20 protein-coding genes are annotated in these 24,649 nt (G+C 70.1%); 15 read left to right on the plus strand and 5 right to left on the minus strand.

The annotated features are described in order from the left end of the window. Positions 1 to 33 precede the first annotated feature (33 nt). On the plus strand, positions 34 to 1,305 hold the full coding sequence (locus tag OG568_RS10690; protein WP_329531276.1) for a L,D-transpeptidase: 1,272 nt from the start codon (positions 34 to 36) through the stop codon (positions 1,303 to 1,305). Positions 1,306 to 1,654: 349 nt separating this feature from the next. After that, a complete protein-coding gene (locus OG568_RS10695; protein WP_329531277.1) occupies positions 1,655 to 3,040 on the plus strand; it encodes a glycoside hydrolase family 16 protein in 1,386 nt (461 codons plus the stop codon). Between the two features lie 96 nt (positions 3,041 to 3,136). Here the strand turns inward: OG568_RS10695 and OG568_RS10700 are convergent, their stop codons facing one another. Continuing rightward, on the minus strand, positions 3,137 to 4,048 hold the full coding sequence (locus OG568_RS10700; RefSeq protein ID WP_329531278.1) for a helix-turn-helix domain-containing protein: 912 nt from the start codon (positions 4,046 to 4,048) through the stop codon (positions 3,137 to 3,139). A gap of 146 nt (positions 4,049 to 4,194) precedes the next feature. Between OG568_RS10700 and tkt the strand changes: the two genes are divergently transcribed. The 8 genes from tkt (at position 4,195) to OG568_RS10740 (ending at position 13,904) form a co-directional block, all read left to right on the plus strand. Beyond that, complete coding sequence (gene tkt / locus OG568_RS10705) at positions 4,195 to 6,270, plus strand: transketolase (RefSeq protein ID WP_329531279.1); 2,076 nt, start codon at positions 4,195 to 4,197, stop codon at positions 6,268 to 6,270. A gap of 19 nt (positions 6,271 to 6,289) precedes the next feature. Next, positions 6,290 to 7,435, plus strand: a complete 1,146-nt coding sequence (gene tal, locus OG568_RS10710) for a transaldolase (RefSeq protein WP_329531280.1) — start codon at positions 6,290 to 6,292, stop codon at positions 7,433 to 7,435. Beyond that, positions 7,432 to 9,087 carry a glucose-6-phosphate dehydrogenase gene (gene zwf, locus OG568_RS10715; protein WP_329531281.1) on the plus strand — a complete coding sequence of 552 codons (1,656 nt, stop codon included), beginning with the start codon at positions 7,432 to 7,434 and terminating at the stop codon, positions 9,085 to 9,087. Before tal ends, zwf begins: the two co-directional genes overlap by 4 nt. Continuing rightward, the gene (gene opcA, locus OG568_RS10720) at positions 9,084 to 10,019 is read left to right on the plus strand and encodes a glucose-6-phosphate dehydrogenase assembly protein OpcA (protein WP_329531282.1); all 936 of its coding nucleotides are present in this window, start codon (positions 9,084 to 9,086) and stop codon (positions 10,017 to 10,019) included. Before zwf ends, opcA begins: the two co-directional genes overlap by 4 nt. After that, a complete protein-coding gene (gene pgi, locus OG568_RS10725) occupies positions 10,012 to 11,697 on the plus strand; it encodes a glucose-6-phosphate isomerase (protein WP_329531283.1) in 1,686 nt (561 codons plus the stop codon). The genes opcA and pgi overlap by 8 nt, the downstream gene beginning before the upstream one ends. A gap of 155 nt (positions 11,698 to 11,852) precedes the next feature. Continuing rightward, positions 11,853 to 12,755, plus strand: coding sequence for a phosphogluconate dehydrogenase (NAD(+)-dependent, decarboxylating) (gene gnd / locus OG568_RS10730; protein ID WP_266591575.1), 903 nt, complete (start codon positions 11,853 to 11,855; stop codon positions 12,753 to 12,755). A 5-nt stretch (positions 12,756 to 12,760) separates the two neighbouring features. Then, complete coding sequence (locus tag OG568_RS10735) at positions 12,761 to 13,366, plus strand: histidine phosphatase family protein (protein WP_329531284.1); 606 nt, start codon at positions 12,761 to 12,763, stop codon at positions 13,364 to 13,366. 82 nt (positions 13,367 to 13,448) lie between these two features. After that, positions 13,449 to 13,904 carry a tellurite resistance TerB family protein gene (locus OG568_RS10740; protein WP_329531285.1) on the plus strand — a complete coding sequence of 152 codons (456 nt, stop codon included), beginning with the start codon at positions 13,449 to 13,451 and terminating at the stop codon, positions 13,902 to 13,904. A 53-nt stretch (positions 13,905 to 13,957) separates the two neighbouring features. On the opposite strand, the gene OG568_RS10745 is transcribed toward OG568_RS10740, so the two are convergent. The 3 genes from OG568_RS10745 to OG568_RS10755 all read right to left on the minus strand — a co-directional run bounded on the left by OG568_RS10745 (position 13,958) and on the right by OG568_RS10755 (position 17,899). Further along, a complete protein-coding gene (locus tag OG568_RS10745) occupies positions 13,958 to 14,920 on the minus strand; it encodes a hypothetical protein (protein WP_329531286.1) in 963 nt (320 codons plus the stop codon). Between the two features lie 249 nt (positions 14,921 to 15,169). After that, entirely contained in the window at positions 15,170 to 16,972 is a 1,803-nt protein-coding gene (locus OG568_RS10750) for a bifunctional sugar phosphate isomerase/epimerase/4-hydroxyphenylpyruvate dioxygenase family protein (RefSeq protein WP_329531287.1), read from the minus strand. Positions 16,973 to 17,029: 57 nt separating this feature from the next. Beyond that, on the minus strand, positions 17,030 to 17,899 hold the full coding sequence (locus OG568_RS10755) for a shikimate dehydrogenase (protein WP_443077859.1): 870 nt from the start codon (positions 17,897 to 17,899) through the stop codon (positions 17,030 to 17,032). A 162-nt stretch (positions 17,900 to 18,061) separates the two neighbouring features. On the opposite strand from OG568_RS10755, the gene OG568_RS10760 reads away from it, so the two are divergent. Both OG568_RS10760 and OG568_RS10765 read left to right on the plus strand, forming a co-directional pair. Beyond that, a complete protein-coding gene (locus tag OG568_RS10760) occupies positions 18,062 to 18,727 on the plus strand; it encodes a TetR family transcriptional regulator (RefSeq protein ID WP_266427976.1) in 666 nt (221 codons plus the stop codon). Positions 18,728 to 19,030: 303 nt separating this feature from the next. Further along, on the plus strand, positions 19,031 to 20,383 hold the full coding sequence (locus OG568_RS10765; RefSeq protein ID WP_329531289.1) for an MFS transporter: 1,353 nt from the start codon (positions 19,031 to 19,033) through the stop codon (positions 20,381 to 20,383). 229 nt (positions 20,384 to 20,612) lie between these two features. On the opposite strand, the gene OG568_RS10770 is transcribed toward OG568_RS10765, so the two are convergent. Continuing rightward, a complete protein-coding gene (locus OG568_RS10770) occupies positions 20,613 to 21,053 on the minus strand; it encodes a PPOX class F420-dependent oxidoreductase (RefSeq protein ID WP_329531290.1) in 441 nt (146 codons plus the stop codon). A gap of 77 nt (positions 21,054 to 21,130) precedes the next feature. Here OG568_RS10770 and OG568_RS10775 point away from each other — a divergent pair, with 77 nt between their 5' ends. From OG568_RS10775 to OG568_RS10785, 3 genes are all read left to right on the plus strand, one after another. Then, entirely contained in the window at positions 21,131 to 21,709 is a 579-nt protein-coding gene (locus tag OG568_RS10775; RefSeq protein WP_329531291.1) for a TetR/AcrR family transcriptional regulator, read from the plus strand. Continuing rightward, entirely contained in the window at positions 21,706 to 23,340 is a 1,635-nt protein-coding gene (locus OG568_RS10780) for an MFS transporter (protein WP_329531292.1), read from the plus strand. The genes OG568_RS10775 and OG568_RS10780 overlap by 4 nt, the downstream gene beginning before the upstream one ends. A 76-nt stretch (positions 23,341 to 23,416) precedes the next feature. Continuing rightward, on the plus strand, positions 23,417 to 24,643 hold the full coding sequence (locus tag OG568_RS10785; protein ID WP_329531293.1) for a serine hydrolase domain-containing protein: 1,227 nt from the start codon (positions 23,417 to 23,419) through the stop codon (positions 24,641 to 24,643). The last annotated feature ends 6 nt before the right edge of the window (positions 24,644 to 24,649 follow it).

Raw genomic sequence — 24,649 nt, forward strand, 5'->3', positions numbered from 1 at the left:
GAAGTCGTGGTGGTGATCCAGGAAAGGCGTGCCGTGGGCTTCGCAAACAATTCGAACCGGTCCGAGCAGCGGACGGCGAACCGGTCCGAGCGGCAGGCCTGGTCGCGGCGCGGGGTGCTGGCCGCCCTCGGCGCCGTTCCGGCCGTGGGCATCCTCGCGGGCTGCAGCGGCTCGGCGGACGCCTCGGAGGGAACGGACGCCAAGGCGGGGGCGACGGCGGGGGCGAGCACGAAAGCCGAGGTCAAGTCGCCCACCGTGACCGTCACCCCGGCCGACGGCACGAAGAAGGCCGGTTTCACGAGCCCGGTCGAGGTCACCGTCAGCGACGGCACGCTCGCGAGCGTCGAGGTCAGCGGAAACGACGGCTCCACCCTGGCCGGATCCTTCAATGACGCCCGTACGAAATGGACGTCCACGAAAAACCCTTACTCGGGCACCAAATACACGGTCACGGCCACGCCGAAGGGCGCCGCCGCGCAGAGCGCGAGCTTCGTCACGAAGCAGCCCTCGGACACGTTCGTGGGCTATTTCACGCCCGAGCCGAATTCGACCTCCGGTGTCGGTATGCCCGTCTCGATCAACTTCACCGAGGCCGTGAAGGACCGGGCCGCCGTGGAAAAGGCGATCACGGTGACGGCGGAGCCCGCGGTCGAGGTGGTCGGGCACTGGTTCAGCGACACACGGCTCGACTTCCGGCCCGAGGAGTACTGGGCCGCGGGCACGAAGATCACGCTGAGCCTGCGCCTGAAGGACGTCCAGGGCACGACCGGCGTCTACGGCACCCAGTCCAAGGACGTCACCTTCCACATCGGCCGCCGCCAGATCAGCACGGTCGACCTGGCGAAGAAGACCATGACCGTCGAGCGCGACGGCTCCACCCTCGCCTCCTACCCGGTGAGCGGCGGCGACGCCGACCACACCACCTGGTCCGGGATCATGGTGATCAGCGAGCGTTTCAAGCAGACCCGGATGGAGTCCTCGACCGTCGGGCTCGGCGACGAGTACGACATCTCGGATGTTCCGCACGCCCAGCGCCTGACCACCTCCGGCACCTTCATCCACGGCAACTACTGGGCCTCGACCTCGGTCTTCGGCTCCACCAACACCAGCCACGGCTGCGTCGGTCTGCACGACGCCAAGGGCGCGAACGACAGCTCCGTACCGGGCTACAAGTTCTACGCCGCCTCGATGCTCGGCGATGTCGTCGTCGTCAAGAACTCGGGCGAGAAGACCGTCGAGGCGTCCAACGGCCTCAACGGCTGGAACCTGTCCTGGGCGGACTGGAAGGCGGGGAGCGCCCTCTAGTGCCGCGGCAGGCAACGTTCGCCCCGTCGCGACGCCCGGCACGCCCTCTCGCCGCACCGGCCGAAAGCCCAAGTACGTCCGGTCCGTCGACGGGGACTTCCGGCCGGCACGCCGAGAGCACGCACCGGACGCCGCTCCTTGGCGGGCAAACGTTGCCTGCCGCGGCACTAGGCCCTGTCCCAGCCTCGCCCGTCCCAGCTTCAATGCCTGAACTCCCGTACAGGGAAAGGAGTTTCTCGGCTTTACCTCTTGACGGTCGGAGTAGCAGAGAGCACATTGGCCGCGCACCTTGCTTGAGAGCGCTCTCAGCAGTACCCGCGCACCCCCACTCCGTACCGAAGAGGCATTCATGAGTGAACCCTCCGGCACACCTGTCAGACGTGGCCCCCTGCGGCGCGTCATCCTGGCCGCGGTCGGCACGCTGTCCCTGGCCGTGGCCGCGGCCCTCCCCGCGAACGCGTCCGCGCCCACTCCCCCGGCCGGCTGGTCCCAGGTCTTCGTCGACGACTTCACCGGGGCGGCCGGCTCCGGCGTCAACACCTCCAACTGGCAGTACGACACGGGCACCAGCTATCCGGGCGGCGCCGCCAACTGGGGCACCGGCGAGGTCGAGACGATGACCTCCAGCACCAACAACGTGGCGCTCGACGGCAACGGCAACCTTTTGATCACCCCGCGCCGGGACGCCTCCGGCAACTGGACCTCGGGCCGTATCGAGACCACCCGCACCGACTTCCAGCCGCCCGCGGGCGGCAAACTCCGCGTCGAGGCGCGGCTGCAGATGCCGAACGTGACCGGCGCCGCCGCCAAGGGCTACTGGCCCGCCTTCTGGACGCTGGGCGCGCCCTACCGCGGCAACTACCAGAACTGGCCGAGCGTCGGCGAGCTGGACATCATGGAGAACGTCCAGGGCCTCAACACCGAGTGGGCCACCATGCACTGCGGCACCAACCCGGGCGGCCCGTGCAACGAGACCAGCGGCATCGGCGGCAACACCCCGTGCGCCGGCACCACCTGTCAGGCCGGCTTCCACACGTACGCCATGGAGTGGGACCGCTCCACGAGCCCCGAGGAGATCCGCTTCTACCTCGACGGCGTCAACTTCCACACGGTCAAGGCGAACCAGGTCGACGCGACCACCTGGGCGAACGCCACCAACCACGGCTACTTCGTCATCCTGAACGTGGCGATGGGCGGCGGTTTCCCCGACGCGTTCGGCGGCGGTCCGGACAGCGGCACCGAGCCCGGCCACCCGCTGGTCGTGGACTACGTCCAGGTGCTGCAGGCCAGTGGGAGCGGTACCACACCGCCCCCGACCGGCAACCGTGACGCCTACAGCGCCATCCAGGCCGAGTCGTACGACACCCAGTCGGGCACCAGCACCGAGGCCACCACGGACACCGGCGGCGGCCAGGACATCGGCTCACTGGCCAACGGGGACTGGGCGCTGTACAAGGGCGTCAATTTCGGCTCCACGGCGGCCACGCAGTTCATCGGGCGCGTGGCGAGCGGTGCGGCGAGCGGGGTCAGCGGCCTGGTCGAGGTGCGTCTCGACAGCCGTACGAGCACGCCCATCGGCAGTTTCGCGGTGGGCAACACCGGCGGCTGGCAGAGCTGGCGGACGGTCCCGGCCAACATCAGCGGCGTCACCGGCACCCATGACGTCTATCTGACCTTCACCAGCGGCCAGCCGGCCGACTTCGTGAACGTCAACTGGTTCGACTTCGGCCACTGACGAGGCGGTTCCTCGGCAAGCGGTACGAGGAGTGAAGGGGCGGGCCCGCGGGCCCGCCCCTTTTCTTCGGTACGGACCCTTTTCCTCGGTACGGACTCAGCGCAGCTCCGCCCGGAACACCACCGGGCTCGTCCCCGTGTGCTGGTGGAAGAACTTGGAGAAGTTCGCCGAGTCCGGGAAGCCCACGGCGACGCCGATGCGGCCGATGGGCATCTCCGTGTGGGCCAGCAGCCGCTTGGCCTCCAGGACCACCCGCTTGTCGATGAAGCCCTTGGGGGTCTCACCGGTGGCCGCGCGCACCGCGCGCACCAGGGTGCGGCGGGAGTAACCGAGCGCGTCGGCGTAGGCGCTGACGCTGTGGTTGGTGGCGAAGTCCTTCTCGACCGCGTCCCGGAAGCGCGTGAACGTGGTGTCGGTCTGCTCGCGGGCCGCCTCGGCCGAGCTGGCCGCGAGATGGGCGAGGCGCAGCAGGAACGCGGTGAGGGAGTGCCGCAGCACCGAGGTGTGCAGGCTGAGCGGCAGCGTGGTGGTGTCGACGTACTCGCGTTCCAACTGGGCGAGCGAGTGCTCCAGGGCGGCCAGCTGGGCGGCGTCCGGGCGCAGCAGCGGGGGCTGGTCGTAGCGGTAGAGACCGGTCGCCTCGACGGTGGCCCGGGGGAGGAAGCCTGGCTGCATGATCAGGACGGTGCCGCGGTAGCGGTCGGTGCGGGAGAAGCGGTGCACTTGGCCGGGGCGGATCCACAGGATGTCGCCGGCGGACACGTCGTACTCGGCGAAGTCGATCATGTGTCTGACCGGGCCCTCGTGGAACAGCATCACGACGTGGAAGTCGATGCGGTGCACCCGTTCCAGCGGGGCGTCCGCGTGCCAGACGCGTCCGGTCCCCATCTCGCCGACCTGCATACCGACGCCGGACAGGCTCAGATCGACCGGGAAGGGGAAGGTCCTGATCCCGTCCTGGGTGCCGTCTTCGCCCTGGACACCGCCTTGGGTGGTTCTGTCTGTCATGTCCCTCTCGCGTCGACTCGCTCCAGCACTCCGTGTCCCACTTTCACCGAAGGCTGACACACGGGCACCTTCCCCGGCAAAAGTCAGACTTTTAGGTTTGAAGGCGTTCCACCAGCGATTCCAGATCCAGTGAGGACTTCTTGAAGATGAGTACGCAGAGCCCCGACGGCTTCGAATGGACCGAACTCGACCGCCGAGCCGTCGACACCGCCCGCATCCTGGCTGCTGACGCCGTGCAGAAGGTCGGAAACGGCCACCCGGGCACCGCGATGAGCCTGGCCCCGGCGGCGTACACGATCTTTCAGAAGGTGATGCGACACGACCCCGCCGACCCGGAGTGGACCGGCCGCGACCGGTTCGTCCTGTCCCCCGGCCACACCTCGCTGACCCTTTACACCCAGCTCTTCCTCTCCGGCTACGAGCTCGGACTGGACGACCTGAAGGCGTTTCGCACGCACGGTTCGAAGACGCCGGGTCACCCCGAGTACGGGCACACCGCGGGCGTGGAGACCACGACCGGCCCGCTCGGCCAGGGTGTCGCGAACGCGGTGGGCATGGCGATGGCCGCCCGCTACGAGCGCGGTCTGTTCGACCCCGAGACGCCGGAGGGCGAGTCGCCCTTCGACCACACCATCTGGGGCATCGTCTCGGACGGCGACCTGGAGGAGGGCATCTCCGCCGAGGCCTCCTCGCTCGCGGGCCACCAGAAGCTGGGCAACCTGGTCTTCGTCTACGACGACAACCACATCTCCATCGAAGGCGACACCGCCACCGCCTTCTCCGAGGACGTGCTGAAGCGCTACGAGGCCTACGGCTGGCACGTGCAGCGCATCGAGCCCTCGGCCGACGGCGACATCGACGTCCGCGCGCTGTACACGGCGCTGAAGGCGGCGCAGGCCGAGACCGAACGGCCCTCGATCATCGCGATGCGCACGATCATCGCCTGGCCCGCGCCGAACGCCCGGAACACCGAGGCCTCGCACGGCTCCGCGCTCGGCGCGGACGAGGTCGCCGCCACCAAGCGTCTCCTGGGCTTCGACCCGGAGCAGACCTTCGAGGTCGCGGGCGAGGTCCTCGCCCACGCCCGTGCGGCCCTGGACCGGGGTGCCGAGGCGCACGCCGCCTGGGACAAGCGGATCGCCGAGTGGCGCACCGCGCAGCCCGAACGGGCCACGCTGTTCGACCGTATCGTCGCCGGCCAGCTTCCCGAGGGCTGGGAGGAGAAGCTGCCGGCGTTCGAGGCGGGCACGTCCGTCGCGACCCGCGCCGCCTCCGGCAAGGTCCTGCAGGCGCTCGGCTCGGTCATCCCCGAGCTGTGGGGCGGCTCCGCCGACCTCGCCGGCTCGAACAACACCACCATCGACAAGACGTCCTCCTTCCTGCCGAAGGGCAACCCGCTGCCGGAGGCCGACCCGTACGGCCGTACCGTCCACTTCGGCATCCGCGAGCACTCCATGGCCGCGGAGATGAACGGCATCGCGCTGCACGGCAACACCCGTATCTACGGCGGCACCTTCCTGGTCTTCTCCGACTACATGCGCAACGCCGTGCGTCTGTCCGCGCTGATGCAACTCCCCGTCACCTACGTCTGGACCCACGACTCCATCGGTCTCGGCGAGGACGGCCCCACCCACCAGCCGGTCGAACACCTCGCCTCGCTGCGCGCTATCCCCGGCCTGAACATCGTCCGCCCGGCCGACGCCAACGAGACCGCGATCGCCTGGGCCGAGATCCTCAAGCGGCACGCCACCAACCCCGCCCCCCACGGCCTGGCCCTGACCCGCCAGGGCGTGCCCACCTACGAGGCCAACTCCGAGGCCGCCAAGGGTGGTTACGTCCTGCGTGACGCCTCCACCCAGGCGCCCGACCTGGTCCTGATCGCCACCGGCTCCGAGGTGCACCTCGCCGTCGAGGCGCGCGAACTGCTGGAGGCCGAGGGGATCGGCACCCGGGTCGTGTCGATGCCGTCCGTGGAGTGGTTCGAGGAGCAGTCCCCGGAATACCGGGCGAGTGTCCTTCCGCCGTCCGTGAAGGCCCGCGTGGCGGTCGAGGCGGGCATCGGCCTGACCTGGTACCGGTACGTCGGTGACGCAGGACGCATCGTTTCGCTCGAGCACTTCGGCGCCTCCGCCGACGCCAACACCCTGTTCGCCGAGTTCGGTTTCACCGCCGAGAACGTCGCCGCCGCCGCGCGGGAATCCCTCGCCGCCGCCCGCGGTTGATCCGATCGCACGAAGGAAGATGATCACTGTGACCGAAGCAACCGCGACCGCGGTAACCCTCAAGCGCCTCTCCGACGAAGGCGTCTCCATCTGGCTGGACGACCTCTCCCGCAAGCGCATCGCCTCCGGCAACCTCGCCGAACTCGTCGAGACCAGGCACGTGGTGGGCGTCACCACCAACCCCTCCATCTTCCAGGCCGCCATCGGCTCCGGTGAGGGGTACGAGGAGCAGCTCGCCGACCTGGCCGAGCGCGGCGTGACGGTCGACGAGGCCGTCCGGATGATGACCACGGCCGACGTCCGCGCCGCGGCCGACATCCTGCGCCCGGTGTACGACGCGACCGCCGGCCGTGACGGCCGGGTCTCCATCGAGGTCGACCCGCGCCTCGCCCACCACACCACCGCGACCGTCGCCGAGGCCAAGCAGCTCGCCTGGCTCGTCGACCGCCCGAACGTGATGATCAAGATTCCGGCGACGAAGGCCGGCCTCCCGGCGATCACCGAGGTCATCGGCCTCGGCATCAGCGTCAACGTCACGCTGATCTTCTCCCTGGAGCGCTACCGCGAGGTGATGGACGCCTACCTGGCGGGCCTGGAGAAGGCCAAGGCGGCGGGCATCGACCTCGCCACCGTCCACTCCGTCGCGTCCTTCTTCGTCTCCCGCGTCGACAGCGAGATCGACAAGCGGCTGGCGAAGGTCGGCACCGACGAGGCCCTCGCCCTCAAGGGCAGGGCGGCGCTCGCCAACGCGCGGCTCGCCTACGAGGCGTACGAAGAGGTGTTCGCCTCCGCCCGCTGGACCGCGCTCGCTCCGGCCGGCGCCAACAAGCAGCGCCCCCTGTGGGCCTCGACGGGCGTCAAGGACCCCTCGTACAAGGACACGCTGTACGTCGACGAGCTGGTCGCGCCGGGCACGGTCAACACCATGCCGGAGGCGACGCTCAACGCCACCGCCGACCACGGTGACATCCACGGCGACGCGGTGACCGGCGGCTACGCCCAGGCGCGCGCCGACCTGGCCGCCGTGGAGAAGCTCGGAATCTCCTACGACGAGGTGGTCGGCCTCCTGGAGGACGAGGGCGTCTCGAAGTTCGAGGCGGCCTGGGGCGACCTGCTCGACGCGGTCGCGACCTCGCTGAGCGGCAAGGGAGTTGAAGGGGAATGACCAAGCATGAATCGCTTCCCGACGGTATCCCGCAGGATGCGGCCGCCACGCCGGAGGGACCTGGTGACACGACCGTGGAACCGGTCGGTGTGAAGGCTCGGGCCAAGGGCGACGGACCCGTTCCGGTGACGGAATGGGACAACCCGCTCCGTGACCGCCGTGACCGCCGCCTCCCCCTGATCGCGGGTCCCTCAGGACTCGTCATCTTCGGTGTCACCGGCGACCTGTCCCGCAAGAAGCTGATGCCGGCCGTCTACGACCTCGCCAACCGCGGTCTGCTGCCGCCGGGCTTCTCGCTCGTCGGGTTCGCCCGCCGCGACTGGGAGGACGAGGACTTCGCCCAGATCGTGCACGACTCGGTCCGTGACCACGCGCGGACGGAGTTCCGCGAGGAGGTCTGGCAGCAGCTCGCCGAGGGCATGCGGTTCGTCCCGGGCACCTTCGACGACGACACGGCGTTCAAGCAGCTGCGCTCGGCCATCGAGGAGCTCGACGCGGCCCGGGGCACCAGCGGCAACTACGCCTTCTACCTCTCCGTACCGCCGAAGTTCTTCCCGAAGGTCGTCCGGCAGCTCAAGAAGCACGGGCTCGCGAGCCCGCCGGAGGGTTCCTGGCGGCGCGCGGTCATCGAGAAGCCGTTCGGCCACGACCTGGAGAGCGCGCGCGAGCTGAACGCGCTGGTGCACGACGTGTTCGACCCGGAGCAGGTCTTCCGCATCGACCACTACCTCGGCAAGGAGACCGTCCAGAACATCCTGGCGCTCCGCTTCGCCAACCAGATGTACGAGCCGATCTGGAACCGGTCGTACGTCGACCACGTGCAGATCACCATGGCCGAGGACATCGGCATCGGCGGCCGGGCCGGCTACTACGACGGCATCGGCTCGGCCCGAGACGTCATCCAGAACCACCTGCTCCAGCTGATGGCGCTGACCGCCATGGAGGAGCCGATCGCCTTCGACGCCGAGTCGCTGCTGACCGAGAAGCTCAAGGTCCTCAAGTCGGTGAAGCTGCCGGAGAGCCTGGGCGAGCACACCGTCCGCGGCCAGTACGCGGCGAGCTGGCAGGGCGGCGAGAAGGTGCCCGGCTATCTGCAGGAGGAGGGCATCGACCCCCGGTCGACGACCGACACCTACGCGGCCGTCAAGCTGGAGGTCGACAACCGCCGCTGGGCGGGCGTCCCCTTCTATCTGCGCACCGGCAAGCGCCTGGGCCGGCGGGTGACGGAGATCGCGGTGGTCTTCCAGCGCGCCCCGCACTCCCCGTTCGACTCGACCGCCACCGAGGAGCTCGGCCAGAACGCGATCGTCATCCGCGTCCAGCCCGACGAGGGCATGACGGTGCGCTTCGGATCGAAGGTCCCGGGTACGTCGATGGAGATCCGGGACGTCACGATGGACTTCGCCTACGGCGAGTCGTTCACCGAGTCCAGCCCGGAGGCGTACGAACGCCTGATCCTGGATGTCCTGCTCGGCGACGCCAACCTCTTCCCCCGTCACCAGGAGGTGGAAGAGTCCTGGAAGATCCTCGACCCGATCGAGGAGTTCTGGGAGACCCACGGCAAGCCCGCGCAGTACCCCTCGGGCAGCTGGGGTCCGAAGGAAGCCGACGAGATGCTCGCACGAGACGGACGGAGCTGGCGCAGGCCATGAAGATCGACCTGACCGACACCACGGCAAGCAAGATCAACAAGGCGCTCGTGCAGGGGCGCCGTGCCATCGGCACCCCCGCCGTGGGCATGGTCCTGACGATGGTCATCGTCACCGACGAAGAGAACGCGTACGACTCGATCAAGGCCGCCGAGGAGGCCTCGCGCGAGCACCCCTCGCGCACCCTGGTCGTCATCAAGCGGCACGCCCGCACCCCGCGCGACCGCACCACCTCGCGCCTCGACGCCGAGGTCCGGGTGGGCACCGACTCCGGCGCCGGTGAGACCATCGTGCTGCGGACCTACGGAGAGGTGACCGACCACGCCGACTCCGTGGTCCTGCCGCTGCTGCTGCCGGACGCGCCCGTCGTGGTCTGGTGGCCGGTGAACGCCCCCGACGTACCCGCCAAGGACCCGCTGGGCGCCCTCGCGCAGCGCAGGATCACCGACATGTACGCCGTCGAGGCGCCGCTCACGGCCCTGGAGGCCCGCGTCCACTCGTACGCGCCGGGCGACACCGACCTGGCCTGGACCAGGCTGACACCGTGGCGCTCCATGCTGGCCGCCGCACTCGACCAGGCCCGTACGAAGGTGATCTCGGCCGCCGTCGAGAGCGAGGCCGACAACCCGAGCGCCGAGCTGCTCGCCCGCTGGCTGGGCGCCCGGCTCGAAGTTCCGGTCGAGCGGGTCGTCACCGCCGGTCCGGTGGTGACCGCGGTACGGCTCGGCACGGCGAACGGCGAGATCGTGATCGACCGGCCCGAGGGCCCGCTGGCCACGCTGTCGCTGCCCGGGCAGCCCTCCCGCACCCTCGCGCTGAAGGTGCGCAGCACTTCCGAGCTGATCGCCGAGGAGCTGCGCCGCCTCGACGCGGACGAGATGTACGCCGTCGCCCTGCGGGGCGAGGGCGCCAAGGAGACCCCCCGTCATGTCTGACTCCCCCAAGCTCACGCGGCGTCCGGAGTGGGTGGCCCTGGAGGACCACCGCGCGGACGGTCTGCTCCACCCGCGGCTGCGTGAGCTGTTCGCCGCCGATCCCGCCCGCGCGGAGCGCTATGTCGTGCGGGTCGGCGATCTGCGGATCGACTACTCCAAGCACCTGATCACGGACGAGACCCTCGCCCTCCTCCAGGAACTGGCCACCGCCACCGATGTGTTCGGGCTGCGCGACGCGATGTTCCGCGGCGAGAGGATCAACGTCACCGAGGACCGGGCGGCGCTGCACACCGCGCTGCGGGCCCCGCGGAACGCGGTGATCGAGGTCGACGGCGAGAACGTCGTCCCTGGCGTGCACGCCGTCCTCGACAAGATGGCCGACTTCGCCGAGCGGGTCCGCGCCGGCGAGTGGACCGGCCACACCGGCAAGCGCATCAAGAACGTCGTGAACATCGGTATCGGCGGCTCCGACCTCGGTCCGGCGATGGCCTACGAGGCGCTGCGCGCCTTCACGGACCGTTCGCTGACCGTGCGGTTCGTGTCGAACGTGGACGGCGCCGATCTGCACGAGGCCGTCCGTGACCTCGACCCGGCCGAGACGCTGTTCATCATCGCCTCGAAGACGTTCACCACGATCGAGACGATCACCAACGCGACCTCGGCGCGGACCTGGCTGCTCGCCGCGCTGGAAGATGGGGGCACCTCCCGCTCGAGCGAAGTCGAGAGTGGGGGAGAGAAGGCGGTCGCCAAGCACTTCGTGGCGCTGTCGACGAACGCCGGCAAGGTGTCGGACTTCGGTATCGACACGGCCAACATGTTCGGGTTCTGGGACTGGGTCGGCGGACGCTACTCCTTCGACTCGGCGATCGGCCTGTCGTTGATGATCGCGATCGGCCCGGACCGCTTCCGTGAGCTGCTCGACGGGTTCAGGATCGTCGACGAGCACTTCCGTACGGCTCCCGCCGAGGCCAACGCGCCTTTGCTGCTGGGCCTGTTGGGCGTCTGGTACGGCAACTTCTTCGACGCCCAGTCGCACGCCGTGCTGCCGTACTCGCACTACCTGTCCAAGTTCACCGCCTACCTGCAGCAGCTGGACATGGAGTCCAACGGCAAGTCGGTGGACCGCGACGGCAACCCGGTGGAGTGGCAGACCGGTCCGGTGGTGTGGGGCACGCCCGGCACCAACGGGCAGCACGCGTACTACCAGCTCATCCACCAGGGCACGAAGCTGATCCCGGCCGACTTCATCGGCTTCGCCAACCCGGTCGACGAGCTGGAGACCGAACTCGCCGCCCAGCACGACCTGTTGATGGCGAACTTCTTCGCGCAGACCCAGGCCCTCGCCTTCGGCAAGACGCCGGACGAGGTGCGCGCCGAGGGCGTGCCCGAGGAACTGGTGCCGCACAAGACGTTCAAGGGCGACCACCCGACGACCACGATCCTCGCGAGCGAGCTGACGCCGTCGGTCCTCGGCCAGCTCATCGCCCTCTACGAGCACAAGGTGTTCGTCCAGGGCGCGATCTGGAACATCGACTCCTTCGACCAGTGGGGAGTCGAGCTGGGCAAGGTTCTAGCCAAGCGCGTGGAACCAGCGCTGACCGAGGGCGCCGACGTGAGGGGTCTCGACCCCTCCACCGCCGCCCTCGTGGCCGCGTACCGCACTCTCCGAAAGAATTGAATCCTCACCCTTGCGAACAAGGGTGATTCCTGGCTCACACAGCCCAGCGGAACACCGTTCCGTCAGGTCTTACACGATCAACGCCAGCCGGGTCGAAACCTGCCCGGCAACATGCCAAGTTCTCGCATGTTGAGGCACGTAATCTACATCACACTCTGGAGCGCCGCAAAGTGAACAACATGCAGCTCGGACTCATCGGCCTCGGCAAGATGGGCGGCAACATGCGCGAGCGGATCCGCCGCGCGGGCCACACGGTCGTCGGCTACGACCGTAACCCCGAGGTCTCGGACGTGAGCAGCCTCACCGAACTCGTGAGCGCGCTCGAAGGCCCGCGCGTGGTGTGGGTGATGGTCCCCGCCGGCGCCCCGACCCAGTCGGTCATCGACGAGCTCGGCGACCTGCTGGAGCCGGGTGACACCGTCGTCGACGGCGGCAACTCCCGCTGGACGGACGACGAGAAGCACGCGGAGGAACTGACCGCCAAGGGCATCGGCTTCGTCGACGCGGGCGTCTCCGGCGGCGTCTGGGGCCTCAAGAACGGCTACGCGCTGATGGTCGGCGGCGACGCCGAGCACATCGCGAAGGTGCAGCCCGTCTTCGACGCCCTCAAGCCCGAGGGCGACGCCGGCTTCGTGCACGCCGGCAAGGTCGGCGCGGGCCACTTCTCCAAGATGGTCCACAACGGCATCGAGTACGCCATGATGCAGGCCTACGCCGAGGGCTGGGAGCTCCTGGAGAAGGTCCACTCCGTCACCGACGTACGCGAGGTCTTCCGCTCCTGGCAGGAAGGCACCGTCATCCGCTCCTGGCTGCTCGACCTCGCCGTCAACGCGCTGGACGACGACGAGCACCTGGAGAAGCTGCGCGGCTACGCGGACGACTCCGGCGAGGGCCGCTGGACCGTCGAGGCCGCCATCGACAACGCCGTCCCGCTGCCCGCCATCACCGCCTCCCTCTTCGCGCGGTTCGCCTCCCGTCAGGACGACTCCCCGCAGATGAAGATGGTCGCGGCGCTGCGCAACCAGTTCGGCGGACACGCCGTCGAGTCGGCGAAGTAACGACCATGGGCGACCTCCTGTTGGTCCGTCACGGTGAGACCGAGTGGAGCGTGTCGGGCCAGCACACCAGCTGGACCGACCTGCCCCTCACCCAGCACGGCGAGGAACAGGCCAAGTCCCTCGCCCCGCTGCTCGCCGGCCGGACCTTCGCCCTGGCCCTGACCAGCCCGCTCCGCCGCGCGATACGCACGGCGGAACTCGCGGGCGTGTACGGGGCCGTGGCCGACCCCGATCTGCACGAGTGGGACTACGGCGCGTACGAAGGCATCACGACCGTCGAGATACACCGCACCCGGCCCGACTGGTTCCTGTGGAACGACGGCGTGCCGCCCGGCCCCGACGGCCGTCCCGGCGAGTCACCGGCGGAGGTGGCAGAGCGCGCCGACCGCGTGCTGTCCCGCGTCGGGCCGGCGCTCGCCGACGGCGACGTGATCCTCGTGGCACACGGCCACTTCCTGCGCATGCTGACGGCCCGTCGGCTCGGGCTGTCCCCCACGGACGGGCGACTGTTCCAGCTCGCGACGGGCACCGTCAGCCGGTTGTCCACCGAGCACGGGCATCCTGTGATCGCCGAGTGGAACACCACCGGAACTTCTGCGGCGGTTCGCTAGTTTCTACATTGCTGTAGAAATCGAAGAGGTCGTGGTCCGCCCTCCGGGGCGGACCGGGCCTCTCCCAACGTATGGAGTTCTCATGGCCCTGTGGGACCGCATCAAGGAGTCCGCGTCGACGATGCAGACCCAGCTCGTGGCGAAGAAGAACGATCTGAAGAGCGGTGCCTTCCGCGACGCGAGCATGGCGATGTGCGCGCTGGTCGCCGCGGCGGACGGTACGGTTGATCCCTCCGAGCGTCAGCGTGTCGCCCAGCTCCTCGCCACGAACGAGGTGTTGCAGAACTTCGACGCCGACGACCTGCGCCGCCGCTTCGACGACAACCTGAACAAGCTGACCGCCGACTTCGCCTTCGGCAAGGTCAGCGTCCTCCAGGAGATCGCCAAGGCGAAGAAGAAGCCGGCCGAGGCGCGCGCCGTCATCCAGATCGGCATCGTCATCGGCGGCGCCGACGGCGACTTCGACAAGACCGAGCAGGCCGTCGTGCGCGAGGCGTGCTTCACGCTCGACCTGCCGCCGCACGAGTTCGACCTGTAGTTCCCCACCGGTCCCGGCCGTGCCACCTTTGCGGCCGGGACACGTGAGGTGGCTCAGGCGCCGTGCGAGGAGCGCCTGCGCCACTTCACGAACTCCGCCTCCGGGTCGCCGGTGCACGACCAGGGCATCCGGCTGGCGCGCACCCCGAGGATCCGGAAGAGCGGGGCCGCGATGTCCGGCAGGCCCGCGTAGCTGGCGGCGTGCGCCAGGTAGTTGAGGTCACGCACCTCCTCCGGTGCGGGCTGGCCGTCCGGGCGCTCGGTGATCCAGCGCTGCCAGGTGCGCCGTACGTCGTCGACGGCTCCGTCGTGGTTCCAGTGCCGGTCGAGATCGCCGGGCGCGTCCCCCCGGCCGTTCGCCCCGTCCTGAAGGGAGCGGTACTCCTCGACGCGGGCGAACTGCACCAGAACCGGCAGCGCGCAGCCCGGCGGGGCGACGGCCGCCGCGTCACGGGCGAAGTCGTACATCAGGCCGTGGGTGCCGTGCCAGCGCGCCGAGTAGTAGCGCAGCACATGGAGGTGGCCCTCCATCGTGTAGGGGTCGCGGGCGTGCAACTCGTCCCACCAGCGGCCGAGTTCCTGGCGGCGCACCCCGGCGGTGTAGAGCCGGGCGACGGAGATGAGGCAGATCCAGGGTGTGGGGTCCTCGGGGCAGGCCTCGGCGCCCTGGAGACAGGCCATCACCGCCTGGTCGACGCGGCGCTGTTCGACGGGTACGTGCCCGCCCGTGGCGGCGGCGAGGCCGAAAGCCCTGGCCACCTCGGTCGCGGCCCGCAGGACCAGCGCGTCGGCGCTGCGGGGCTCCGCGGCGAGCCAGGACTCGACCAGCGAGTTGCCCGCGCACGCCGGCGCGAGCAGCCGGATCCGGTGGCCGCGCACGGACCACGCGGGGCCGGTCACCCGCAGCAGATCACGCAGGCCCTGCCAACGGCCGTTGGCGATGTCCTTGCGTGCGGTGGTGAGGCGCGCGTCCCCGTAGTCGGGGTCGAAGTCGGGGGTGAAGCGGTCTCCCGGCATGGACTCCCTCTCAGAACGTGAAGCACTGAAACCGGCCTCGGAGCCGGAGGCCGATTGCTCCACGTCCTGGGCAGCAGACTGGGGGCGATGCCGCGCTGCCGCTGTGATCGGCCGGCGGTCGCTCCGCAGAGGTGTTCCGCGGGTGGTGCGATGATAGCGGTGGTCATTGCTGTTTCAATGTCAACTGACGGGTAATATGCGCCACGTGGGGCTCAGATGAGCGGCGTCATGACATGACTGCGCAGTCTGTCAGCGCCCTGGTCGGCGCACCCCGTGCTGCGCGGCCAGCCGCACCGGGGCGTTCTGCGCTCCGTAACCCCGGTAACCCCCGTCCCGCTGGACGAGTTCGAAGAAGACACGGCCGACCGTCTCCGTGTAGCAGTGGCGGAACTCGCCCTCCGCGTCGCGGTCGTAGAGGATGCCGAGTTCCCGGTACGCCGCCAGCTCGCCGTCGGCGAACTCATAGCGGGCGGCCAGGTCGTCGTAGTAGTTCGCGGGTATCGGCAGCAGCCGACCGCCGGCCTCGCGGAAGCGGCGGGCCGCGGCGACCACGTCGTCCGTGGCGAGGGCGATGTGCTGGGCGCGAGCGCCCTCGTCGGTGGGGGCGGGGCCGACACCGAGGGCGATCCGGACGCTGCCGTCGGCGTTGGTGACCGCGCGGCTGCGGTGCAGTCCGTACGGGTCGGCGACATCGACGCTGTCCTGCGCGCTCAGGCCGAGCACGCTGCGGTGGAAGAGGGCCGCCTCGTCGAACTGGTGCCAGGGCTGGGTGAGGGCCAGGTGGTCGATGCGGGCCACGTGCTGCGGAAGTCGTTCGTGTACGACCGCCACGAAGTCGCCCGTCCAGCTCGTGGGTTCGGGGCGCCCGGGGTGATCCGTGACGCAGAAGAAGAGTTCGGTGCCGTCGGGGGCGGCCACCGCGTCCAACAGGGCGTCCTCGGGGGCACGGCGGCGGGGCAGGACCGGGGCCAGGAGGGATTCGGCGCGCCGGGCCGCGGCGGCCGGGTCCGGGGACTCCAGGCCGACGGCGGCGAGGGAGGTGCCGTCGCGCCGGGCGGCCGGACCGGTGTTGACCAGGACGCGGGCCTCGCCCTGCTGCCAGAGGTCCACCGGCTTGCTGCGGTGCCTGGCCCTGCGGGTGAAACCGAGGGCGCCGAGGAGCCCGGTGACGGGCTCGGCGTCGGGGGTGACGAGTTCGGCGAAGGCGACACCGGTCGGCACCACGGGCGCGGGCGGGGTCGCGAGTCCCGTCGCCTCCTGGAGGACGAGAAGGGAACGGCGCGCGTCCACGGCGGTCGGGCCTGCCTCGGCCTGCCGGAAGACGTCGTTGAAGACCTCGAGGGAGAGCGGTCCGCGGTATCCGGCACGCAGGACGTGTCCGAGGAACCCCGCGATGTCGAAGCCGCCCTGGCCCGGGAAACAACGGTAGTGGCGGCTCCACTGCAGGACGTCCATCGCCATCAGCGGGGCGTCGGCCAACTGCAGGAAGAAGATCTTCTCGCCGGGGATGTCCTCGATGCCCTTGGGGTCGCCGCCCCGGGCGAGGATGTGGAAGCTGTCCAGGCAGGTGCCGAGGGCGGGGTGGTCCGCGGCCTCGACGATGCTCCAGGCGTGGTCGTACGTACTCACATGGCGGCCCCACGCGAGCGCCTCGTAGGCGACGCGCATGCCGAAGTCCTGTGCGAGGTCCGCGAGCCGGCGCAGTTGGTCGGCCGCGAGCGCGTCGTCGTCCACGGCGAGCGGGGAGACGCTGGAGCACACCAGGACCGTCTCGGCCCCGAGGCGCCGCATGAGTTCGAACTTGTGCCGGGCGCGGCGCAGATTGCGGGCGAACTCCTCCTCGGGCACCGCTTCGATGTCCCGCATCGGCTGGTACAGGTCGATGCTCAGACCGAGGTCGGCGGTGCGGGCCCGGATCTCCTCGGGCGTGAGGGGGCTCGCGAGCAGATCGTTCTCGAAGATCTCCACCCCGTCGAACCCCGCCCGCGCCGCGGCCGTGAGCTTCTCGGTCAGGGACCCACTGAGCGAGACAGTGGCAATGGACGTACGCACGTCGATACTCCTCAGCAATCGCTCCACAACCGAAGCCACCCCACCCATGAGGCGCCCTCAGCCACGAACACCCGCCGCACCCGCCAGCTCAGAGATGTCCGCCAGCATCCGAACCGCGTCCGGCTCCCGCCCCGTGAACAGCCGAAACGCGTCCGCGGCCTGGAACACGGCCATGCCCCCACCGTCCAACGTCGCGCACCCCAGCGCCCGGGCCGTACGCAGCAACTCGGTCTCGAGCGGCCGGTACACCACCTCGGCAACCCACAGACCGGGATGCAGCAGCTCGGCCGGGAAGGGGAGCCCGGGATGGGCCGCCATCCCGGTGGGCGTCGCGTGCACCACACCGTCGGCACGACCGAGAAGCTCCCCCAGCGCATCCGGCGTCGCGGCCTGTGCCCGCCCCGCGCCGAAGTGCAGGTTCAGCCCGGCGGCGAGATCCGCCGCCCGGTCCGGCATCGCGTCCACGACGGTGACGTGCCCCGCGCCCAGCGTCAGCACGGCATGGGCGACGGCCGCCCCCGCCCCGCCCGCGCCCAGCTGCACGACCCGCTCGAGCGAGACATCGGGCAGCCCGCGCGCGAAGGACGCCGCGAACCCGGTGACATCGGTGTTGTGCCCGATCGCACGGCCGCCCTCGAAGACCACGGTGTTGACCGCGCCGAGGGCCGCCGCCTGCGGAGCGAGCTCGTCGAGGTGGTCGATGACCAGCTGCTTGCAGGGGTGCGTGATGTTCAGCCCGTCGAAGCCGAGGTCCCGCGCGGCACGTACGAGGTCGCCCACCGCCTCCGGTCCGACGCCGAGCATGTCGATGTCGATCAGCCGGTACAGATAGCGCAGTCCCTGCCGGTCGGCCTCCCGCTCGTGCAGCGCGGGGCTGAGCGAGGGGCCGATGCCGGAACCGATGAGGCCGACGAGATAGGTATCCATGGTCACGGCGGACCTCCTGAGCGACTCACTAATGTACGAACTAGTACGTTAGCTATATCAGCATCCCGCGCCCACGGGAAGGCCCACCCAGGAACCCGGGACCACCGCGACAGACCCTGCTTCTAGAATCGCGGGCACCGACCCCTCGCCCGAAGGAAGCCGATGACCAGCGTCGAAGAACCTGCACGGCCCATCGGGCGCACCCGCGACGCCGCCCGGACCAAGGCCGAGATTCTCGACGTGGCGACGCAGGAGTTCTCGCGCGCCGGCTTCGCCGGTGCCCGCGTCGACGAGATCGCGGCCCGCACCCGCACCACCAAGCGGATGATCTATTACTACTTCGGCGGCAAGGAGCAGCTGTTCACGGCCGTTCTGGAGCGTGCGTACTCCGAGATCCGGATGGCCGAACAGGAGCTGGACGTCGAGCACTTGGACCCGGTCGCGGCCATCCGCAGGCTCGCCGAGCTGACCTTCGACCACCACGAGGCGCATCCGGACTTCATCCGGCTGGTCAGCATCGAGAACATCCACGAGGCGGAGCACATCGCCGCGTCCGAGGAGCTCGGGACGATCGGCTCCCCCGCGCTGGAGGTGATCCGCCGGATCCTGGAGACCGGCCGGAGGTCGGGGCTGTTCACGGCCGACGTCGACGCCGTGGACCTGCACGCGATGATCAGCTCGTTCTGCTTCTTCCGGGTCTCCAACCGGCACACCTTCGGCGCCCTCTTCGGCCGTGACCTGGTCGCCCCCGACCAGCGCGAGCACTACCGGACCATGCTCGGCGACATGGTCATCGCCTATCTGACGGCGGACCGCACGGAGGACTGAGTAGCGGAGGACCGAGACCGCGCCCCCTGCCACGCTCCCGGGGCAGGCGTGAGGCACGGCGGGGAAAGCTCCTTCAGCGCAACCTCTTGACACCTGGGAAACGTGGGCGCAACATCCGTAGCCATCCGCTACTAACTATCCAGTGGGTTAATTAGCCGGGCGCGTAACGTTGAGCAGACCTATCACCGTCGAGCAGACTCGTCGCATCCGGCACGGCCGACCCGTACATCCCAGGGCCCCGGCACCTCTCCCCTCCGCCACTCCGTCACTCCCTCCCCCGGAGTTCCCTCGAAGGAGCACGCCGTGTCCGTCCCCGCCGCCCCGCTCGACGCGCCACCCGGCCAGCCCCGGAAGGCGGCCATGGCCGCCTGGATCGGCAGCGCCCTGGAGTACTACGACTTCTTCATCTACGGCAGTGCCGCCGCCCTGATCTTCCCGAAGGTCTTCTTCGACGATTCGGACCCGGCCACCGCGACCCTCCTCTCGCTGGCCACGTTCGGTGTCGCCTACGCGGCCCGCCCGATCGGCGCGCTCTTCCTCGGCCACTTCGGCGACCGGGTCGGCCGCAAGAAGATCATGGTCTTCACACTGATGCTGATGGGCCTGTCGACGTTCCTCATCGGCTGTCTGCCCACCCGCGCCCAGGTCGGCGGTATCGCCCCGGTCCTGCTCGTGCTCTGCCGCGTCCTGCAGGGCATCTCCGCGGCCGGTGAGCAGGCGAGCGCCAACTCCATGACACTGGAGCACGCGCCGCCGAACCGCCGGGGCTTCTTCACCAGTTTCACCCTCAGTGGCACCCAGGGCGGCCAGCTCCTGGCGACCCTGGTGTTCCTGCCGATCGCCGCGCTGCCCGAGGACCAGTTGCTCTCCTGGGGCTGGCGCGTACCGTTCTGGGCGAGCGTCGCGGTCACCGCGGCCGGCTACGTCATCCGCCGCACCCTGCAGGAGACCCCGGCCTTCACCCAGCAGGCCGCGAGTGAGGGCGTTCCCGAACTGCCCCTCGTCGTGCTCCTGCGCGAGCACTGGGCGGACGTCCTGAGGGTCGTCGCGGGCGCCCTGATCGCCTCGGTCAGCACGATCTTCACGGTGTGGGCGCTGGCCTACGGGACGAGCGACTCGGTCGGGCTGTCGCGCACACAGATGCTGTGGGTGGGCGCGCTCGCCAACGTCGTCGCCCTCGGCGCGATCCCCGCCTGGGCCACGCTCTCCGACCGCATCGGCCGCCGTCCGGTCTTCCTGATCGGCGCCGCGGGCAGCGCCGTGCTGATGTTCGCCTACCTGTGGGCCATCTCCACCGGCTCGTACCCCCTCGTCCTCCTCTTCGGCATCCTCGCCTTCGGCGTCGTGTACAGCGCGGCGAACGGTGTCTGGCCGTCCTTCTACGGCGAGATGTTCTCCACCCGCGTCCGGCTCTCCGGTATGGCGATCGGCACGCAGATCGGCTTCGCCGTCGCCGGGTTCGCGGTCACCTTCGCCGCGCAGATCGCGGGTCCGGGCGGCAACGACTGGTCGTCCGTGGCGCTGTTCACCGCGGCCCTGTGCATCCCGCCGGTGCTCGCCGCGCTCACCGCCCGGGAGACGCACAAAGTGCCGACTGAGGATCTGGGCGAGCGGGTGCCCCAGGACGCCGCGAGGCGCGAGACCGTGACCGCCTGACCGCGCTCCTCACTCCGGTCGCTCAAGTCCCCGGCAGCCCCAGGCTGTCGGGGACTTGGCGGTTCTCGGGCCGGCACGGTCGGCGCACGGTTGACAGCTGACGTTTTCGGCAAGAAGATCAGCCGGAACAAGCGGAAAGAAACAGCGCGATTACACAGAGCCACTCCGCGCACCCCGGCCGGGTTCAGGGGCGGCCGGTGTGCGCGGAGATCCTGTCGCTCGAGCGGGCTCAGCGCTCGCGGGGGATGCCGTACGCGCGCTCCACATGGAGCCGTAGGACGAGCCGGCCGTCGCGGACCATCGCGGCCCGGAAGTCGTCCCAGTCCGGGTGCTCGCCCAGGACGTCCCGGTAGAGCCCGACGAGCTCCTCGACGGTCTCGTCATGGGGGTCCTGGGCGACGGCGGTCAGTTCGGCGGTGCCCTCGGCGACCGTGTACGCCCAGCGGTCCTCGGCCGTCACATGGTAGGAGGCCCGCGGGTCCCGGCGCAGATTGCGGGTCTTGGCGCGGTCGTCCGTGATCGAGACCCGGACGATGCGCTCGTCGGGATCGTAGGCGTGGTTCACGTTGGACAGCTGGGGCCGGCCGTCCTTCTTGAGGGTGACCAGTACCCCGCCGTCGTACTCGGAGAGCAGCTTGAGGAGTGCGTCCTGCGTCGCGTCCTGAGTCATGTATCGCTCAACCCCGGGGAACACATGGCCATTCCCATCGCGTAGACACTGTCTACGCAGACTGGTAGACAGTGTCTATGAGTGAAAGCGAAACCGGGCTGCGAGCCCGGTTGATCGAGGTGGGCGTGGACCTGGTGACCACTCAGGGCGCGCAGGTTCTGACCCTGCGGGAGATCGCCCGTCGCGCGGGCGTCTCCCACGGTGCCCCGCGCCGCTACTTCCCGACCCACCTGGAGCTGCTGTCCGCCATCGCGCACCGGGGCTTCGCCGACCTGGGGGCCCGGGCGGCGGCGGCACTGGGCGACGGCGGGGCGAGCCCTCGCGCCCAGCTCACGACCCTGGGGAGGGTCTACCTCGACTTCGCCTTCACCCAGCCCGGAATGTACGAGCTGATGTTCCGTCACGATCTGCTGGAGAGTGGGCGGCTGGGACTGCGGGAGACGAGTCTTCCGCTGTTCGGCGTCCTCGTGGACCTGGTCGGTCGGGCGCGCCCGGAGGCCGACGCCACCCTCGTCGCGAGCGCCCTGTGGGCGAACCTGCACGGGATCGCCCAGCTGTGGGGCTGGGGCAGCCTCCAACTCGCCACGGGAGCGACCGACTTCGTACCCCTGTTGAACACCGCGCTCGACGCGCACCTCGGGCCGGAGGAACGGTGAATCCGTCGGTACGTCGCCGTCTCACGCTGGCCAACAGCGTCGTCGGGGCCGTGATCGTCGCGCTCGACGGCACCGTCCTCACGGTCGCTCAGCCCACGCTGCGACGCGACCTGGGAGCGTCGTTCGCGCAGGTGCAGTGGACCAGTACCGGCTATCTCATCGCGGTGGCCAGTCTGTTGGTGTTCGCCGGGCGCCTCGGTGACCGGTACGGCCATCAACTGGTCTTCGCCGTGGGGATGGCGGGGTTCGGGGCGACGTCGGCGGGGATCGGCCTGGCGCCCGGCATCGGCTGGGTGATCGGACTGCGGGTCGCCCAGGGAATCTTCGGCGCGCTGTCGCAGCCCGCCACGCTCGGGATGCTGCGCGCGGCCTACCCGCCCGACCGGCTCGGTATGCCCATCGCGCTGCGCACCAGCGCCATCGGTCTCGCGGCCGCCGCGGGTCCCCTCGTCGGCGGGGCGCTGGTCACCCAGCTGGGCTGGCGAGCCGTCTTCTTCCTGAACGTCGTACCCGCGCTCGTCATGGCCGCCCTGGCCCTGACCGTCCGGGACGCGCCCCGGGACAGGGTGTCGGCGGCAGGACTCGACGTGCCCGGCGCGGCACTGCTCGCGGTGGCCCTGGTCGCCCTGGTGCGCACGCTCGTCGTGCTGCCGGGGACCGGCTGGACCACGGCGACCGTGCTCGGGCCGGTCGTGGCGACGGCCGCGGCAGCCGCCTTCGTACAGCGCGAACGGCGCGCGGCGAGCCCTCTGGTGCCGCCCGACCTGTTCGGCTCCCCCACGGTCGGCGCGGCGCTCGGCACCCTCGTGTGCGCCTCCGCGGCACTGTTCGGCACGCTCTTCGTCAGCACCTACTACCTTCAGGACGTCCGCGGCCTCGACCCGCTCCAGAGCAGTCTGCGCGCGCTCCCGCTGGCCGTGACGATGGTGCTGGGCGCGCCGCTCTGCGCCGTACTGCTGCGCCGCCACGGCCCGCGCCGCACGACCGGGACCGCGATGACGCTGCTCCTCCTCGGTGTCCTGCTGCTGTCCCGGCTCGACCGGTCCTCGACGGACCTGGCCATCGGCACCGGTTTCCTGCTCCTGGGCGCGGGGTTCGTCGCGGTGATGGTGAGCGCGACGGCCGTCGTGGTGCGCTGCGCGCCCGCCGGGTCGGCCGGGGTGGCGGGCGGCCTCCAGCAGACGGCGATGAACATCGGACCGACGGTGGGGGTGGCTGTCGCGACCACGCTGGTCGGCCTGGCCGGCGTCGACATGGGCCCCGCGCTGACCGTCCTCGCGGCCGTCACGGCGATCGGCGCGCTGTCGGCACTACGGCTCCCGGGCCGCGGCGATGCCCTGGGCACCGAGCCCCGACCCGCCGGTCCCCCACCCACCGACGCCCCCTGTGAAGTCCGTACGAGACGCGGGCGGCCTCCAGCAGACGGCGATGAACATCGGACCGACGGTGGGGGTGGCTGTCGCGACCACGCTGGTCGGCCTGGCCGGCGTCGACATGGGCCCCGCGCTGACCGTCCTCGCGGCCGTCACGGCGATCGGCGCGCTGTCGGCACTACGGCTCCCGGGCCGCGGCGATGCCCTGGGCACCGAGCCCCGACCCGCCGGTCCCCCACCCACCGACGCCCCCTGTGAAGTCCGTACGAGACGATGAGGGTGAGCGGGACGATGAGGACGAGCGAGTCCGAGAGCCGCAGTCCGGAGGAGAGCCATGGGACATCTGCGACAAGAGGTCGAGCCGAGCGAGGCCGGTCTTGATCCGAAGGCGCTGGCCCGCCTGGACCAGCACTTCTCCCACCTGGTCGACGACCTCCGGCTGCCCGGCTACCTCGTGTCCGTGTCCCGGCACGGCAAGGTCGCACACCTCACCACGTACGGCCACCGCGACCGCGAGGCCCGGCTCCCCGTCGAGACCGACACCTTGTGGCGGATCTACTCGATGACGAAGCCGGTCACCTCGGTCGCCGCGCTGATGCTCCTGGAGGAGGGACGCTTCCGGCTCGACGACCCCGTCGCCCGCTTCCTTCCCGCCTTCGCCGATCCCCAGGTGTACGTCAGCGGGTCCGGCGCCGACATGAAGACCCGCCCGGCCGAGCAACCCCTCCTGATCCGGCACCTGTTGACCCACACCTCGGGTCTGACCTTCGGCTTCTACCACTCCCACCCCGTCGACGCGCTCTACCGCGACGCCGGTCTGGAGTCTTCGGTGGCGCCGGGCGCGGACCTGGCCGGGACCTGCGACGTGTACGCGGGCCTGCCCCTGCAGTTCGAGCCGGGCACCGAGTGGAACTACTCGGTCTCCACCAATGTGCTCGGCCGCCTGATCGAAGTGGTGTCGGGACAGGACCTCGACGTGTTCCTCGCCGAGCGGATCTTCGGGCCGCTGGGGATGACGGACGCCGGGTTCTGTGTCACCGACGAGCAGGCCGGGCGGCTCGCCGAGCTCTACGGGGAGGACCCCGAGGGCCGGATCACCCCGATCGCCGGGCTCCCGCTGCACGGCCGCCCCCGCTTCCTCTCCGGGAGCGGCGGCATGGTGGCCTCCGCGCACGACTACCACCGCTTCATGGAGATGCTCCGCCGCCGCGGCGAACTCGACGGCGCCCGGCTGCTCAAGCCCGAGACCGTGGACACCATGGCCGCCAACCACCTCCCGGGCGGCGCCGACCGCCGCACCTTCGGCAGCGCGCTGCACCGGGAACCCGGCAACGCGGGGCTCGGCTTCGGACTCGGGGTCTCCGTCGTGGTGGACCCCGAGATCACCCGGTCGCCGTCCAGCGAGGGCGCGTTCGGCTGGAGCGGGGTGGCCAGTACGACCTTCTGGGTCGACCCGCGCCATGACCTGACCGTGCAGTTCTACACCCAGGTCCGCCCGACGTCGTCCCACTCGATCTATCCCGAGCTCAAGCGGCTCGTGCACGAGGCGGTGCTCGACTGAGCCCGA

The sequence above is a fragment of the Streptomyces sp. NBC_01450 genome (assembly GCF_036227505.1).
Classification (GTDB): Bacteria; Actinomycetota; Actinomycetes; order Streptomycetales; family Streptomycetaceae; genus Streptomyces.

What these genes read in the sequence shown, in the direction of transcription:
- pgi (WP_329531283.1), top strand. Translation starts at nt 10,012, where the DNA reads ATGTCTGACTCCCCCAAGCTCACGCGGCGTCCGGAGTGGGTGGCCCTG.
- OG568_RS10785 (WP_329531293.1), top strand. Translation starts at nt 23,417, where the DNA reads ATGGGACATCTGCGACAAGAGGTCGAGCCGAGCGAGGCCGGTCTTGAT.
- OG568_RS10770 (WP_329531290.1), bottom strand. Translation starts at nt 21,053, where the DNA reads ATGACTCAGGACGCGACGCAGGACGCACTCCTCAAGCTGCTCTCCGAG.
- OG568_RS10735 (WP_329531284.1), top strand. Translation starts at nt 12,761, where the DNA reads ATGGGCGACCTCCTGTTGGTCCGTCACGGTGAGACCGAGTGGAGCGTG.
- OG568_RS10695 (WP_329531277.1), top strand. Translation starts at nt 1,655, where the DNA reads ATGAGTGAACCCTCCGGCACACCTGTCAGACGTGGCCCCCTGCGGCGC.
- OG568_RS10700 (WP_329531278.1), bottom strand. Translation starts at nt 4,048, where the DNA reads ATGACAGACAGAACCACCCAAGGCGGTGTCCAGGGCGAAGACGGCACC.
- zwf (WP_329531281.1), top strand. Translation starts at nt 7,432, where the DNA reads ATGACCAAGCATGAATCGCTTCCCGACGGTATCCCGCAGGATGCGGCC.
- OG568_RS10740 (WP_329531285.1), top strand. Translation starts at nt 13,449, where the DNA reads ATGGCCCTGTGGGACCGCATCAAGGAGTCCGCGTCGACGATGCAGACC.
- tal (WP_329531280.1), top strand. Translation starts at nt 6,290, where the DNA reads ATGATCACTGTGACCGAAGCAACCGCGACCGCGGTAACCCTCAAGCGC.
- opcA (WP_329531282.1), top strand. Translation starts at nt 9,084, where the DNA reads ATGAAGATCGACCTGACCGACACCACGGCAAGCAAGATCAACAAGGCG.
- OG568_RS10775 (WP_329531291.1), top strand. Translation starts at nt 21,131, where the DNA reads ATGAGTGAAAGCGAAACCGGGCTGCGAGCCCGGTTGATCGAGGTGGGC.
- OG568_RS10745 (WP_329531286.1), bottom strand. Translation starts at nt 14,920, where the DNA reads ATGCCGGGAGACCGCTTCACCCCCGACTTCGACCCCGACTACGGGGAC.
- OG568_RS10760 (WP_266427976.1), top strand. Translation starts at nt 18,062, where the DNA reads ATGACCAGCGTCGAAGAACCTGCACGGCCCATCGGGCGCACCCGCGAC.
- OG568_RS10755 (WP_443077859.1), bottom strand. Translation starts at nt 17,899, where the DNA reads ATGGATACCTATCTCGTCGGCCTCATCGGTTCCGGCATCGGCCCCTCG.
- tkt (WP_329531279.1), top strand. Translation starts at nt 4,195, where the DNA reads ATGAGTACGCAGAGCCCCGACGGCTTCGAATGGACCGAACTCGACCGC.